The organism is Gemmobacter nectariphilus DSM 15620, assembly GCF_000429765.1.
In the GTDB taxonomy this organism is placed as follows: domain Bacteria; phylum Pseudomonadota; class Alphaproteobacteria; order Rhodobacterales; family Rhodobacteraceae; genus Wagnerdoeblera; species Wagnerdoeblera nectariphila.
In genome coordinates this window covers 251,131-264,034 of record NZ_KE386949.1, presented here as the reverse complement: position 1 = coordinate 264,034, position 12,904 = coordinate 251,131, and the positions used below count along the sequence as shown (strand labels likewise).

The window sequence follows — 12,904 nt, the reverse complement described above, 5'->3', positions numbered from 1 at the left end:
CAACGACGCAGCGCAACTTTTCAACCCATTTACGGTGATTTCGGAAATATTGTTGCGCCGAGCATTTCAGCGCAAGCGGCCAATCGCCCATTTCGGCGCCGCTACATGGGCAGCCAGCCAGGCATCCAGCAACGCGGCATCGGGGTTTTCGACGTCGGGGCCGAACTGCTCGGCCGCAAGGCCGCCGGTGACGAACAGCCCGTCCAGCCCTTCGCCCGCCGCGCCGGCCACATCGGTGCCGATCCCGTCGCCCAGGCACAGAATGCGATCCTCGCTCACCTCGCGCCCGGCCGCAGCCAGACGCCGGCGGGCCAGGTCGTAGATCGGCGGATGCGGCTTGCCGAAATACAGCGCCGTGCCGCCCATTTCCTCGTACATCTTTGCCAGCGCCCCGGCACACCAGACCCGCTTGTCGCCATAATCGACCATCAGATCGGGATTGGCGCACAGCATGGGAAGCCCTGCCTCGCGCGCCATCAGCAGGCGGCCGTAATATTCGTCGGGCTGTTCATGCAGATTGTCGAACAGATCGGTGGCGACAATGCCTTCGGCTTCGGTCAGCGGCACGAGTTCGATGTCGGCGGCAGGCAGATCGGGGGCCATTTCAGAAAAGAAGGTCAGATCCTTGGGCGGCCCGACGTGCCAGACCTTGCGACCTACCGCCCCGTTGACCAGCGCATATTGCGCCGCATCGCCCGAGGTCACGATGTCATCCCAGGCATCGGCCGGCACGCCCAGCCTTTCGATCTGGCGCATCACGCTGGGCTTGGGGCGCGGGGCGTTGGTCAGCAGGACGACCGCGCCGCCCTTGGCCCGGAACGCCTGCAGGGCGGCGACAGCGGCCGGCATTGCCCGCTTGCCATCATGCACGCAGCCCCACAGGTCGCAGAACAGCACGTCATAGCGGTCCGAAATCTCGGCCAGTTCACGGATGATGCGGGTCACTTGGCGGCTCCTGCCTCGGAATTGCGGCGCTTATCGCACGCAGCCGGGCCGAGCGGAACCCCTGCAAGGATCCCGCCCGGCCGCTTCATCTTGCCATAAATACCCCGGGGGTGCGGGGGCTGGCCCCCGCTCCGACGCCGGGGGCTTACATCTCGCGGCTGGCTTCCAGCGTGTCCTCGAACGTGCGCAGGCCGGTGCGCGGGGCCTGCACCAGCACGGCCATGTTGCCCGGCTTGTGCTGGTTCCGGCGCATCAACATGTGCGCGGCCGGAATGTCCGCCCAGGGGAAGACCTCGGACATGCAGGGGTCGATGCGGCGCTCGATCATCAGCTTGTTCGCGGCCGAGGCCTGCTTGAGATGCGCAAAGTGGCTGCCCTGCAGACGCTTCTGGTGCATCCACATGTAGCGCACGTCAAAGGTGCAGTTGAAGCCCGAAGTGCCTGCACAGATCACCACCATGCCGCCCTTCTTGCACACCAGCGCCGAGACGGGGAAGGTCGCCTCGCCGGGATGCTCGAACACCATGTCGACGCTGACGCCCTTGCCGGTGATGTCCCAGATCGCCTTGCCGAACTTGCGCGCCTCTTTCAGCCAGGTGTTGTATTCCTCGCTGTTCACGGTGGGCAGCTGGCCCCAGCACTTGAAATCGTTGCGGTTGATGACGCCCTTGGCGCCCAGACCCATCACGAAGTCGCGCTTGCTTTCGTCCGAGATCACGCCGATCGCATTGGCGCCGGCCGCGTTGATCAGCTGGATCGCGAACGAGCCAAGGCCGCCCGAGGCGCCCCAGACCAGCACGTTCTGGCCCGGCTGCAGATCATGCGGGGCATGGCCGAACAGCATCCGGTAGGCGGTCGCCAGGGTCAGGGTGTAGCAGGCCGATTCTTCCCAGGTCAGGTGCTTGGGGCGCGGCATCAGCTGCTGGGCCTGGACGCGGGTGAACTGGGCAAAGGATCCATCGGGGGTCTCATAGCCCCAGATGCGCTGGCTGGGCGAGAACATCGGATCGCCGCCGTTGCATTCCTCGTCGTCGCCATCGTCCTGGTTGCAGTGCACGACCACTTCGTCGCCCACCTTCCAGCGCTTGACCTTGTCGCCCACGGCCCAGACGATGCCCGAGGCATCCGAGCCGGCGATGTGATAGGGCTGCTTGTGGCCATCGAACGGGCTGATCGGCACGCCAAGCGCGGCCCAGACGCCGTTGTAGTTCACGCCCGCGGCCATCACCAGAACCAGCACCTCGTGGCTGTCCAGCTTCCAGGTGTCCACCACCTCGACCTGCATGGCGGTGTCGGGTTCGCCATGACGCTCGCGGCGGATCGACCAGGCATACATCTTGGCCGGGACATGGCCGAGCGGCGGCATCTCGCCGATTTCGTAAAGGTCTTTCTTGGGGGCGTGGTAGGCGATGATGTCGGGATTCGTGTCCAGAGCCATGGGTGCCTCCTTGGCGGGTTCCTGCATATCCGTGCCGCGCCGCAGAATCGGCCGGCGTCATGCGCCTTGGATAAAAACGGCCGCGCAACATTGCAACAGCAATAGTGCGTGAATTGTAATTTTATGTCCCCGCCGTTTCGCCCTGTGGCGGTTTCGCCGCAGCTGCATCCTGCATTTGCTGCACCGGCGCGGCCTGAAAGCCCAGAAGCGCGGCATCGCCAACCCTCAGCCGGTCGCCATCCACAAGGATCATGCCACGATCGATCAGCGATTGCACCGCGGCCTCAAGGCCGCCCCCGTCGTCGGCGGCCATGACAGCGCCCGCCGCGCGCAGCCTGGCGCCCAGGGCTTGCGCGGCTTGCGCAAGCGCGCTGCGCGAGACCGGGCCGCCTGCCGCGATCAGGGCCGCGGCGACCAGCGGCACCGGCAGAACCGGAATGACGCGCTGCACGTCCTGCATCAGCCGATCCCCCAGCGCCTCGGGGGTCAAGGCCGGATCCTCGGCCAGCAGCCGGTCCAGCGGGATCGGGTGGCCAAAGCTGACCGCCGCGCCGCCAAACCCCTGCCAGCGCCCCCAGAGCCGGCGCCACAACATGCGCGCGACATTCAGCATGATCAGCGCCAGCCGCGCCCGGAACCGGCGCACGCCGGTTTCGCCGGCCGCGACCAGCAGCTTGTCTTCCAGCACGCGGTCATAGCCCAGACCCACCGGGACAAAGACCACGGGCCGCTGACGCTGTTTCGCCTCGGCCAGGATGTAGCTGAGCAAGCCCAGGCGCGGCGCGCCCGTGCGGCCGGTCAGCGACAGCCGGCCCTCGGGAAAGATCGCCTGGGCGACGCCTTCGGCGGTTGCGGTCTGGACATAACGTTCCAGCACCTTGCGATAGAGCGGATTTGGCGTCTGACGCCGAATGAAATAGGCGCCCATCGACCGGATCAGCCACGACAGCGGCCAGACCCGCGCCCATTCGCCCACCGCATAGGACAAGGTCATCCGGCTGGAGACCAGCCAGGTCACCAGCACATAATCCATGTTGCTGCGATGGTTCATCACGAAGATCACCGTGGCCTCGGGGGCGACCCGGCGCAATTCCGTCTCGTCGGGCGAGACCACCTGAACACGGTAGAGCAGTTGCGACAGCCAGCGGGCGGCCCGCACCGAAAAGCCGAAATAGACGCTGGCGGAAAAGCCGGGGACGATCTCGCGCGCATAGCGCCGCGCGGTTTCAAAGGCCACGTTGCGCGGCACGCCGGTTGCGCGGGCATGGTCCAGCGTGGCCGCCAGCACCTGCGGATCATAGACGATCTGCTGGATGCGGTCGTGGCGTTCGAGCAGCTTGAACGGCTCGATGGGGCGGTGCAGGCGGCGGTTCAGTTCAGCCACCGCCCGTTCCATCCGGCGGCGAAAGAACCAGCGCACCGAGGGGAACAGGAAGTGCGAGGCAAAGGTGACCGCGGCAAAGGCCAGGATCAGCACCAGCAACCAGAGAGGGATTTCCACAGTGCCGAACATGTGGGCACTGTCGCGGCAAACCGGCACGCGGGTCAACTGCCCGCGCACCGGCCGCGCGGCGGTCATTCGTAGGTGAATGTGCCCAGTTCACACACGTTCACACCGCGGCGGATCAAGACGTCGCCATCGTTGAACACGGCCTTGAAGTCATAGACGCAATAGCCCGAACGGTCGTCGAAGTTGATCGTCACGCTTTCGCCTGACGGCAACATGCCGCGGCCCAGGATGTCCTCTTCCCACGAGTCGGTGCCCTTGTTGGACCCGTAGAACTCGACGATGGTAAATCCGGTGCGGTTGACGATCTTGACCCGGCGATCAAGCGCCGCTGCGGGAAACGCAAAACTCGTGACGATTGCCGAACACAGAAGCAAAGCGGTGGGTCTGAAGCCCATGGTATCACCCGATTGAAAATGATGCAGCGCGGCCAGTGCGCTGCAGGTGAAGTCAGATCACAATCGTGCGATCTTGCATAGCGGGCGGATGGCGCCGGGTGCCGCATTGCGGCGAATCTGACTTGACATGATCTTGCGCCTGCGCCATCCGTTCGGCAAGAATGTTGCGCTGCGCTTGCACGGAGGCACTGCCATGACCCAGAAGGAAAAGCCCTGGCTGTTCCGCACCTATGCCGGCCATTCCACGGCAGCGGCGTCGAACGAACTTTACCGCACCAACCTGTCCAAGGGGCAGACCGGCCTGTCGGTCGCCTTCGATCTGCCGACCCAGACGGGCTATGACAGCGATCACGAACTGAGCCGCGGCGAGGTGGGCAAGGTGGGCGTGCCGGTCTGCCATATCGGCGACATGCGCGCGCTGTTCGACCAGATCCCGCTGGAGCAGATGAACACCTCGATGACGATCAACGCCACGGCGCCGTGGCTGTTGTCGCTGTATATCGCGGTCGCCGAAGAACAGGGTGCCGATGTCAGCAAGCTGCAAGGCACGGTGCAGAACGACATCATCAAGGAATATCTGTCGCGCGGCACCTATATCTGCCCGCCGCGCCCGTCCTTGCGGATGATCACCGATGTTGCCGCCTATACGCGCGAGCATCTTCCGAAATGGAACCCGATGAACGTGTGTTCCTATCACCTGCAAGAGGCCGGGGCGACGCCGGAACAGGAACTGGCCTTTGCGCTGGCCACGGCGCAGGCGGTGCTGGACGATCTGCAAGGCAAGGTCGCGCCCGAGGATTTCCCCGACATGGTGGGGCGCATCTCGTTCTTTGTGAACGCGGGCATCCGGTTCGTGACCGAGATGTGCAAGATGCGCGCCTTTGTCGATCTGTGGGATGAAATCTGCCTGGAACGCTATGGCGTGCAGGATGCGAAATACCGCCGCTTCCGGTATGGCGTGCAGGTGAACAGCCTGGGCCTGACCGAGCCGCAGCCGGAAAACAACGTCTACCGGATCTTGCTGGAAATGCTGGCGGTGACGCTGTCGAAAAAGGCGCGGGCGCGGGCGGTGCAGCTGCCCGCCTGGAACGAGGCCTTGGGCCTGCCGCGTCCGTGGGATCAGCAGTGGTCGCTGCGGATGCAGCAGATCCTGGCCTATGAGACCGACTTGCTGGAATATGGCGATCTGTTCGACGGCAACCCGGCGATTGATGCCAAGGTGGCCGCGCTGAAGGACGGCGCACGGGCCGAGCTGGCGCAGATCGACGCGATGGGCGGGGCGATCGAGGCGATCGACTATATGAAATCGCGTCTGGTCGAGGCGAATGCCGACCGGATTGCCCGCATCGAGGCCGGAGAGACGGTGGTGGTGGGCGTCAACCGCTTTACCACGACCGAGCCCAGCCCGCTGACCGCCGGAAATGGCGCGATCATGGTGGTGGACAAGGCGGCCGAGGCCGACCAGATCGCCCGGCTGCAGGCCTGGCGTGCCAGCCGCGACGAGGCGGCGGTTCAGGCCGCGCTGGCGCGGCTGCGGGCCGATGCGCAATCGGGGGCGAATGTCATGCCGGCCTCGATTGCCGCGGCCAAGGCAGGCGCCACCACTGGCGAATGGGGCGAGACGGTGCGGTCGGTCTTTGGCCTGTATCGCGGGCCGACGGGCGTGTCGCGCGCCGTGTCGAACCGCACCGAAGGGCTGGAGCCGATCCGCGAGGCGGTGGATGCGGTGTCCTCGCGCCTTGGGCGGCGGCTGAAGTTCCTGGTGGGCAAGCCGGGGCTGGACGGCCATTCCAACGGCGCCGAGCAGATCGCCGCACGGGCGCGCGATTGCGGGATGGACATCACCTATGAAGGCATCCGCCTGACGCCGGCCGAGATTGTCGCTGCGGCCGAGGCCGAGGGCGCGCATGTCGTCGGCCTGTCGATCCTGTCGGGCAGCCATCTGCCGCTGATCGAGGATCTGATGGGGCGGATGAAGGCGGCGGGTCTGTCCGATGTGCCGGTCGTCGTCGGCGGCATCATCCCCGAGGAAGATGCCGAGCGGCTGCGCGCGATGGGGGTGGCGGCGGTCTATACGCCCAAGGACTTCGAGCTGAACCGCATCATGATGGATATCGTCGCGCTGGTGGACAAGGCGCCGCTGGCGGCCTGAGGGGCGGCCGGCGCCGGGGGCATCGAGCCCCCGTCACCGGCGCTGCAGCGGAAAGTGGGGGCGCGGCGCGTTTGCCCGGCGGTTTGCTTGTGGGGCGTGCGGAGCCTCCGGCGGGGGTATTTAGTGCAAGATGATGTGGCTAGCCGAGGGTGTCGGCCAGTCTTGCGCGCCAGTGATCGCCGCGCAGCCAGTCGTGCAGGTCGATGGTCTTTGTGCTCGCGGCCTGGGTCATGGCCCAGGCAAGGCAGAGGTTTGAGGACAGGACCGGGCGCGGGCTGTCTGCGTGCCTTGCGAGGGTGGGCAGCGTGGGCAGTCCGGTGCCCAGCAGGACGATGGCGTTTGCGCCTGCGGGATCGTCGAGCAGGCGCCGGGTCGCGGTTTCGGCCTTGTCGGCAGCATGGGCATAGATCGGGTGGAAGGCGCCGCGATCTTCGGGGATCGTCTCGATACGGGTGATGGTGAAGCCCTGATCGGTCCAGTAGGTCGCGGCGCTGGCGGTCAGGGCGGGGCCATAGGGCGAGGCGATGGCGATGGTTTTGGCGTCAAGCGCCCGCAGGGCCGAGGCGATGGCCTGTCCTGCAGTGATGACTGGCACGCCCTGCCGCGCGGCAAGCGCCTGTGCCTCGGCCGCGGCGCCCACCAGATAGGAGGCGCCGGTGCAGGCAAAGCCGATGGCCGTGAGCGGTGCATTGGCGAATTGCGCGGCGGTCGGCGCGATCCGGGCGAAGTAGTCGGTCAGCCGATCTTCGACTTTCGGGCAATCGCTGGTCAGGCGGGCGGTGATCAGGCCGTGGCCGGGCGGCAGGAGCAGCGCGATTTCCGCCTCGGCGGTGGTGTTGGCTTGCGGGGTCAGCAGGCCCAGCAGGGCCTTGCGGGCGTAGAGGGGGGCCATGGCGGTGCCTTTCGTCGGGTGCGGGCAGCACAGCCGATGCGGCGGCACAAGGCAAGGGGTCAGTGTGGGTGGGGCAGGGCGGGGCCGTCTGGCGCAAGTTGTGCGCCACTGGCGGTGTTCCAGCGAAACAGCACCAGATGCCAGCGATCCGGGGCGCTGCGGGCGGTGTAGATCATGCCGCAGGCGCCTGCCGCCCGCGCCGCATCCGAAGCGCGCCATGTGGTGGCGGGTTGGCCGGCCGCGCGTTCGGGCAGCCATGGCACGGCGGTTTCGTGCCCTTGCAGGCCAAGCGCGGCCAGCGTCGCGGGATCGCGCAGATCGGCGATGCGGGCGCCGGTCAGCCGCAGCGGCACGGCCAGCCGCAAATCGCCGGGCCGCAGGTAGGGGGCGACGGCGTGGCCTGCGGCCTGAGCGGTGGGCGAGCAGTAAAGCGCCCGCTGGGCGGAATGGTGGAACCGCCCCTCGGGTGAAGGGGCGGGGGACAGCGGGTCGGCCGCCACCGGCAGGATGCGCCAGAAGCGGCCGGAAAGGTCAGTGACCGGCCAGGAAGCGTTCGGCATCAAGCGCGGCCATGCAGCCCATGCCGGCCGAGGTGACGGCCTGGCGATAGGTGTGATCGGTCAGATCGCCGGCGGCAAAGACGCCGGGGATCGAGGTGCGGGTGCTGCCCGGTTCCACCTTCACATAGCCGCCAGAGTGCAGCTCCAGCTGGTCCTTGACCAGATCCGAGGCAGGCGCGTGGCCGATGGCGACGAAGAACCCGTCGCAGGGGACTACGGTTTCCGCGCCGGTCTGGACGTTGCGCGCGCGCACGCCGGTGACGCCCAAGGGGGCCTCGGTGCCCAGGATTTCCTCGACGGTGTGGTTCCACAGAACCTCGACCTTGGGGTTCTTGAACAGCCGGTCCTGCATGATCTTTTCGGCGCGGAAGCTGTCGCGGCGGTGGATCACCGTGACCTTGGTGGCGAAATTGGTCAGGAACAGCGCCTCTTCGACGGCGGTGTTGCCGCCGCCGATCACCACAACCTCGCGGCCGCGATAGAAGAAGCCATCGCAGGTGGCACAGGCCGAGACGCCGAAGCCCTTGAACTTTTCTTCGGACGGGATGCCCAGCCATTTCGCCTGGGCACCCGTTGCAAGGATCACGGCGTCGGCCGTATAGACCGTGCCGCTGTCGCTGTGCGCCGTGAAGGGGCGCTTCGACAGGTCGAGCGAGGTGATCACGTCAACCACGATCTCGGCGCCCATCTCGCGGGCGTGCTCTTCCATGCGGACCATCAGGTCGGGGCCCATGACCGATTTGTCGCCGGGCCAGTTTTCCACATCGGTGGTGATGGTCAGCTGACCGCCCGGCTGCATGCCCTGGACAAGGATCGGCTCCAGCATGGCACGGCTGGCATAGACGGCGGCGGTATAGCCTGCCGGGCCGGAGCCGATGATCAGAACCCTGGTATGCCGCATCTCGGCCATGGCGTGCCCTTTCCTTGCTGGTCACGACCATATAGGCAGAGCCCCGGCCGGGCGCCAGAGGCGCGACGCGGCGGGTGGCTCGTATCAATATCGGTCTTTTGTTTGAAACAATATTGCGCACGGACAGCCGAACGCATAAGTTCCGCGCAATTCTGGAGGCAACACGATGGCAGGCGCGAAACTCGACCCGATCGACCGGCACATTCTGGCCGAGTTGCAGGCGGACGGGCGGATGACCAACGTGGAACTGGCCAAGCGGGTCGGCATTTCGGCGCCGCCCTGTCTGCGCAGGGTGCGCACGCTGGAAGAGCAGGGCTATATCCGCGGCTATCATGCCAATATCGACGCGCGCGAGCTGGGATTCGAGGTCGAGGTCTTTGCCATGGTGCGGCTGTCCAGCCAGGCCGAGTCCGATCTGTCGGCATTCGAGGCGCGCTGCCGGGCCTGGCCGCTGGTTCGCGAATGCCACATGCTGAACGGCGAGATCGACTTTATCCTCAAATGCGTGGCGCCCGATCTGTCGACGTTCCAGAACTTCCTGACCGGCGATCTGCTGAAGGCGGCGCATGTGTCGAACGTCAAGACAAGCCTGGTGATCCGCTGTGCCAAGGATGATCCGGGCGTGCCGTTCGACGTGCTGGAAGACCGGATCGCGCGCCAGGCCTGAGGCCGCGTGCGGGGCGGCTGGCGGCGGATGCCTCCGGCGGGGATATTTTCTTCAAGTCGAAAGATAGGGCGGACGGACCCTGGGCTGCCTTTGGGGATCGTGGCGGTGCAGGGCTGTGGCAGGCTGGGCCCTGAAACGGCAGCGGCCCTGCCTGCGGGTCAGAGGACGCAAGGCAAGGCCGCCGTTTCCGAGCTGCCTGTTCAGGGTGGCGGGCCGCAAGGGCCGCAGCGGCACCCGATCAGGGACAGGGTGAATGTGGCTGAAAACGGGCGCCCTGTCAAAGTTAATTCGAGATCTCCGCACGCAATTGTCGGATTTCGGTGGTCGCCCTGGCTGGGCGGCCTAGCGGGCGGCCATTGCGGCGGTCGGCCGCGAGGCGGGAACCGGAGGTTGGCGCAGGTGCAGCAGCGTGGTCGGGGCCTGCCGCGTGGGTTGCGCCCGAGCCGCGCGTTCCCATGGCAGGGCCGGCATCGGTTCGGCGGCGGCGGAGATGACGGATTTGAGCCAGCGGCGTTCGGTTTTCATGGTGGACCTCTTGCTGCCCTGTTTCCTGATCCGCGGGATCGTTCCCGCATTGGAGACAGTATCGCCAGGAATGCGGCAGACTTTTGGCTTGTGCCGTGGATATTCCAAGGCGCGGCTGTGCAGCATTTGTTGTGATTTTTCGGACAATCGCCGCGGGGCAGCCGGTCTGGCGCCCGGAATGTGGCAAGAATGCGGCGGAGTCGGCCGCAGTCAGAGCCGAATCGTCGAGATCAGCCGGCCATAATCCGCCTCGCCCCGGTGGGTCGTGCGGCGATAGGAATAGAATCGGCTTTCGTCCTGATAGGTGCAGCGGCCGATCCATTCGGCCTGACCCACGCCGGCCTCGCGCAGACGGAAAAGGCCATAGGACGGCAGGTCGAACATGTAGCGCCCGCCCTGGCCGTTGATGAAGTACCGTGAGAGCGCGGGATCCTCGGCCAGAAAACGATCCAGGAATTCCTGCCCGACCTCATAGGCGGCCTGGCTGATCGTCGGCCCGATGACGGCGCGAATCGCCTCGCGCCGGGCGCCGAGCGATTCCATGGCATCCAGCGTGGCTTCCAGCACGCCATCCAGCGTGCCGCGCCAGCCGGCATGGGCGGCGCCGATCACCCCGGCCTGCGGGTCGGCGAACAGCACGGGCTGGCAATCGGCGGTCAGAATGCCCAGCACAAGGCCCGGGGTCGCCGTGACCATCGCATCGGCGCGCGGTCGCCCGTCGGGGGCGGCGTCCAGAATGGCGACATCGGCGGAATGCACCTGGTTGAGCGTGACCAGAGCCTCGGGCGCGGCGTCCATCGCCTCGGCCACGCGGGCGCGGTTGATCGCCACCATCTCGGCCATGTCGCTGGACCCGGGGCCGCAATTGAGCCCCTCGAATATCCCCGAGGAAGCGCCGCCCTTGCGGGTGAAGAACCCGTGGCGAACCGGATGCAGGGCGCGGGCGGTCAGAATTTCGAGCGTGGCAGTGGCGGTCACGATGCAAATCCGGCAGGCAAGGGTGCAAGGGCCGGCAGGATCGCCAGCGCCTTGAACAAGGTTCCCATTTCATCGGGGTGGGTCAAGCGGCGCGTGGCCGTGATGTGGTCGTCCAGCGCCGGCCCGGTCAGCGATTGCGCCAGCCGTGCCGCACGCGCGCCTATGCCAAGGCGGTCCAGCAGGGCACCCTGGCCGATCGGGCCATGGGCCACGACGCCGGCGGCGCGCGCGGCATGGGCCAGCGGCTCGAAATCCACATGGGCGGTCAGGTCGGCCTGGCCGGGCGCCTCCAGCAGCCCGGCATAGGCGTGGCCCTGCAGGGCCTGCACCGTATCGCCAAGGCTGTGCCAGCCGCCGTAATCCACCACCAGCGCCGCGCCACCCCGGGCGGCGATCCGGGCGGCGATGGTTTGCATCATGCCAGGGGCGGCGGGGCAGATCTCGACCACATCGCCATCTTGCGTATCGGCCAGCCGGGGGGCCAGCGTGGCCAGCGGGGCAGGGGCGGCGCGGGCCAGCACCAGGCGGCCATCTTGCACCGCGACCATGGTTTCCGCCCAGCCCGTGCCTGCCCGGGCAAACTGGCGCACCGGCAGGGCGTCAAAGAATTCGTTGGCCAGAAGGAAAAGCGGGCCATCCGGCAAGGCATCCACGCTGTCTGCCCAGCTGACGGGATAGGGCGCCAGCCGTTCACGCTGGATCGCCCGCAGGCGGGGCGAGGCCTCGACCAGCACGACCCTGGCCGCGGCATGGAACCCCGGAACGCCGCGCGTCGCCCGCAGCACATCGGCCATCAGCGTGCCGCGGCCAGGGCCAAGCTCGGCCAGCACAAAGCGGGCAGGCGCGCCCTGATCCAGCCAGCCTTGCGCCAGCCACAGGCCCAACAGCTCGCCGAACATCTGCGAGATCTCGGGCGCGGTGATGAAATCGCCCGCCGCGCCAAAGGGCTCGGCCCGGGTGTAATAGCCGTGCTCGGGATGCAGCAGGCATTCGGCCATATAGTCCGCCAGGCTGATCGGCCCGGTTGCCCCGATCCGGCGGATCAGCAGATCGGCCAGCGCCGTCATGCCCGCCGCGCCCGCAAGATGAACCACAGCCCCAGCAGGATCATCGGCAGCGACAGCAGCTGCCCCATCTGCAACCCCAGAACCATCGCGCCGCCCGGATTGTCAGGGGTGACGAACTGGGCGTCCGCCTCGCGGAAGAATTCGACAAAGAACCGCGCCGCGCCATAGCCGGCCAGAAACACGCCCAGCGTGCGGCCCGGCCGGGCCAGCCAGCCCAGCCGCCAGACCCCGACCAGCAGGATGGTGCCCAGAACCAGCCCCTCGAGCCCGGCCTCATAAAGCTGGCTGGGATGGCGGGCGCAGATGCCGATGACACCGGGGCAATCCTGCCCCGCGCCCGGAAAGGCCACGCCCCAGGGCATCGTGGTCGGATGGCCCCACAGCTCGGCGTTGATGAAATTGGCGATCCGCCCGAACAACAGGCCCGCCGGCGCCGCAACCGCCAGCGCATCGGCCAGCGACAGCCGGGCAACCCCGTTGCGCCCGGCCCAGACCCACGAGGCGACGACCACCCCCAGAAAGCCGCCATGGAACGACATGCCGCCTTGCCAGACCTTCACGATCTCGGCCGGGTTCGCCAGGTAATAGCCCGGCTGGTAGAACAGCACGAACCCCAGTCGCCCGCCCAGGATCACGCCGACGATGATCCAGGTCAGCAGATCCTCGACCTTGCCGGGTGCCGCCGGGGCCGTGCCCCCCCACAGCGCCGGGCGCTTCATCAGCGCGACCACCAGCTGCCAGCCCAGGATCAGCCCGACGATATAGGCCAGCGCATACCAGCGCAGCGAAAAGCTGAAATCGCCAAAGCCGATCGTGAAGATCTCGGGCGCGATGTCGGGAAAGGGGATATAGCTCATGGGGCCTC

At 67.0% G+C, this 12,904-nt stretch carries 13 protein-coding genes; 2 read left to right on the top strand and 11 right to left on the bottom strand.

Translation table 11 applies throughout. The annotated features are described in order from the left end of the window. Nucleotides 1–66: 66 nt before the first annotated feature. The 4 genes from G481_RS0120000 to G481_RS0119985 all read right to left on the bottom strand — a co-directional run bounded on the left by G481_RS0120000 (nt 67) and on the right by G481_RS0119985 (nt 4,288). Entirely contained in the window at nt 67–945 is an 879-nt protein-coding gene (locus tag G481_RS0120000) for a TIGR01459 family HAD-type hydrolase (protein ID WP_028031569.1), read from the bottom strand. 145 nt (nt 946–1,090) lie between these two features. Beyond that, complete coding sequence (gene ccrA / locus G481_RS0119995; RefSeq protein ID WP_028031568.1) at nt 1,091–2,383, bottom strand: crotonyl-CoA carboxylase/reductase; 1,293 nt, start codon at nt 2,381–2,383, stop codon at nt 1,091–1,093. Nucleotides 2,384–2,504: 121 nt separating this feature from the next. Then, nucleotides 2,505–3,962: a 1-acyl-sn-glycerol-3-phosphate acyltransferase gene (locus tag G481_RS24725; protein ID WP_342666609.1), complete on the bottom strand. Its 1,458-nt coding sequence runs from the start codon at nt 3,960–3,962 to the stop codon at nt 2,505–2,507. After that, nucleotides 3,959–4,288: a hypothetical protein gene (locus G481_RS0119985; RefSeq protein WP_035026838.1), complete on the bottom strand. Its 330-nt coding sequence runs from the start codon at nt 4,286–4,288 to the stop codon at nt 3,959–3,961. The genes G481_RS24725 and G481_RS0119985 overlap by 4 nt, the downstream gene beginning before the upstream one ends. Nucleotides 4,289–4,415: 127 nt before the next feature. Between G481_RS0119985 and G481_RS0119980 the strand changes: the two genes are divergently transcribed. Next, nucleotides 4,416–6,440, top strand: coding sequence for a methylmalonyl-CoA mutase family protein (locus G481_RS0119980; RefSeq protein ID WP_281171661.1), 2,025 nt, complete (start codon nt 4,416–4,418; stop codon nt 6,438–6,440). A gap of 139 nt (nt 6,441–6,579) precedes the next feature. Here G481_RS0119980 and G481_RS0119975 read toward each other — a convergent pair whose 3' ends face one another. From G481_RS0119975 to trxB, 3 genes are read right to left on the bottom strand one after another with little or no spacing between them, the layout of a single operon-like run. Then, nucleotides 6,580–7,332 carry a maleate cis-trans isomerase family protein gene (locus tag G481_RS0119975; RefSeq protein ID WP_028031565.1) on the bottom strand — a complete coding sequence of 251 codons (753 nt, stop codon included), beginning with the start codon at nt 7,330–7,332 and terminating at the stop codon, nt 6,580–6,582. A gap of 59 nt (nt 7,333–7,391) precedes the next feature. After that, the gene (locus tag G481_RS24720; RefSeq protein WP_051294672.1) at nt 7,392–7,892 is read right to left on the bottom strand and encodes an RES family NAD+ phosphorylase; all 501 of its coding nucleotides are present in this window, start codon (nt 7,890–7,892) and stop codon (nt 7,392–7,394) included. Then, nucleotides 7,864–8,802, bottom strand: a complete 939-nt coding sequence (gene trxB / locus G481_RS0119965) for a thioredoxin-disulfide reductase (RefSeq protein ID WP_028031564.1) — start codon at nt 8,800–8,802, stop codon at nt 7,864–7,866. The genes G481_RS24720 and trxB overlap by 29 nt, the downstream gene beginning before the upstream one ends. A 166-nt stretch (nt 8,803–8,968) precedes the next feature. On the opposite strand from trxB, the gene G481_RS0119960 reads away from it, so the two are divergent. Further along, on the top strand, nt 8,969–9,469 hold the full coding sequence (locus G481_RS0119960) for an Lrp/AsnC family transcriptional regulator (RefSeq protein WP_028031563.1): 501 nt from the start codon (nt 8,969–8,971) through the stop codon (nt 9,467–9,469). Between the two features lie 342 nt (nt 9,470–9,811). Here G481_RS0119960 and G481_RS0119955 read toward each other — a convergent pair whose 3' ends face one another. The 4 genes from G481_RS0119955 to lgt form a co-directional block, all read right to left on the bottom strand. After that, nucleotides 9,812–9,994: a hypothetical protein gene (locus G481_RS0119955; protein ID WP_028031562.1), complete on the bottom strand. Its 183-nt coding sequence runs from the start codon at nt 9,992–9,994 to the stop codon at nt 9,812–9,814. Between the two features lie 210 nt (nt 9,995–10,204). Next, nucleotides 10,205–10,972, bottom strand: coding sequence for a peptidoglycan editing factor PgeF (gene pgeF / locus G481_RS0119950; protein WP_035026836.1), 768 nt, complete (start codon nt 10,970–10,972; stop codon nt 10,205–10,207). Continuing rightward, entirely contained in the window at nt 10,969–12,039 is a 1,071-nt protein-coding gene (locus tag G481_RS0119945; protein WP_028031560.1) for a class I SAM-dependent methyltransferase, read from the bottom strand. The genes pgeF and G481_RS0119945 overlap by 4 nt, the downstream gene beginning before the upstream one ends. Next, nucleotides 12,036–12,896, bottom strand: coding sequence for a prolipoprotein diacylglyceryl transferase (gene lgt / locus G481_RS0119940; RefSeq protein WP_028031559.1), 861 nt, complete (start codon nt 12,894–12,896; stop codon nt 12,036–12,038). The genes G481_RS0119945 and lgt overlap by 4 nt, the downstream gene beginning before the upstream one ends. Nucleotides 12,897–12,904 lie beyond the last annotated feature (8 nt).

What these genes read in the sequence shown, in the direction of transcription:
- ccrA (WP_028031568.1), bottom strand. Translation starts at nt 2,383, where the DNA reads ATGGCTCTGGACACGAATCCCGACATCATCGCCTACCACGCCCCCAAG.
- G481_RS24725 (WP_342666609.1), bottom strand. Translation starts at nt 3,962, where the DNA reads ATGACCGCCGCGCGGCCGGTGCGCGGGCAGTTGACCCGCGTGCCGGTT.
- G481_RS0119985 (WP_035026838.1), bottom strand. Translation starts at nt 4,288, where the DNA reads ATGGGCTTCAGACCCACCGCTTTGCTTCTGTGTTCGGCAATCGTCACG.
- G481_RS0119980 (WP_281171661.1), top strand. Translation starts at nt 4,416, where the DNA reads ATGATCTTGCGCCTGCGCCATCCGTTCGGCAAGAATGTTGCGCTGCGC.
- G481_RS0119975 (WP_028031565.1), bottom strand. Translation starts at nt 7,332, where the DNA reads ATGGCCCCCCTCTACGCCCGCAAGGCCCTGCTGGGCCTGCTGACCCCG.
- G481_RS24720 (WP_051294672.1), bottom strand. Translation starts at nt 7,892, where the DNA reads ATGCCGAACGCTTCCTGGCCGGTCACTGACCTTTCCGGCCGCTTCTGG.
- trxB (WP_028031564.1), bottom strand. Translation starts at nt 8,802, where the DNA reads ATGGCCGAGATGCGGCATACCAGGGTTCTGATCATCGGCTCCGGCCCG.
- G481_RS0119960 (WP_028031563.1), top strand. Translation starts at nt 8,969, where the DNA reads ATGGCAGGCGCGAAACTCGACCCGATCGACCGGCACATTCTGGCCGAG.
- G481_RS0119955 (WP_028031562.1), bottom strand. Translation starts at nt 9,994, where the DNA reads ATGAAAACCGAACGCCGCTGGCTCAAATCCGTCATCTCCGCCGCCGCC.
- G481_RS0119945 (WP_028031560.1), bottom strand. Translation starts at nt 12,039, where the DNA reads ATGACGGCGCTGGCCGATCTGCTGATCCGCCGGATCGGGGCAACCGGG.
- lgt (WP_028031559.1), bottom strand. Translation starts at nt 12,896, where the DNA reads ATGAGCTATATCCCCTTTCCCGACATCGCGCCCGAGATCTTCACGATC.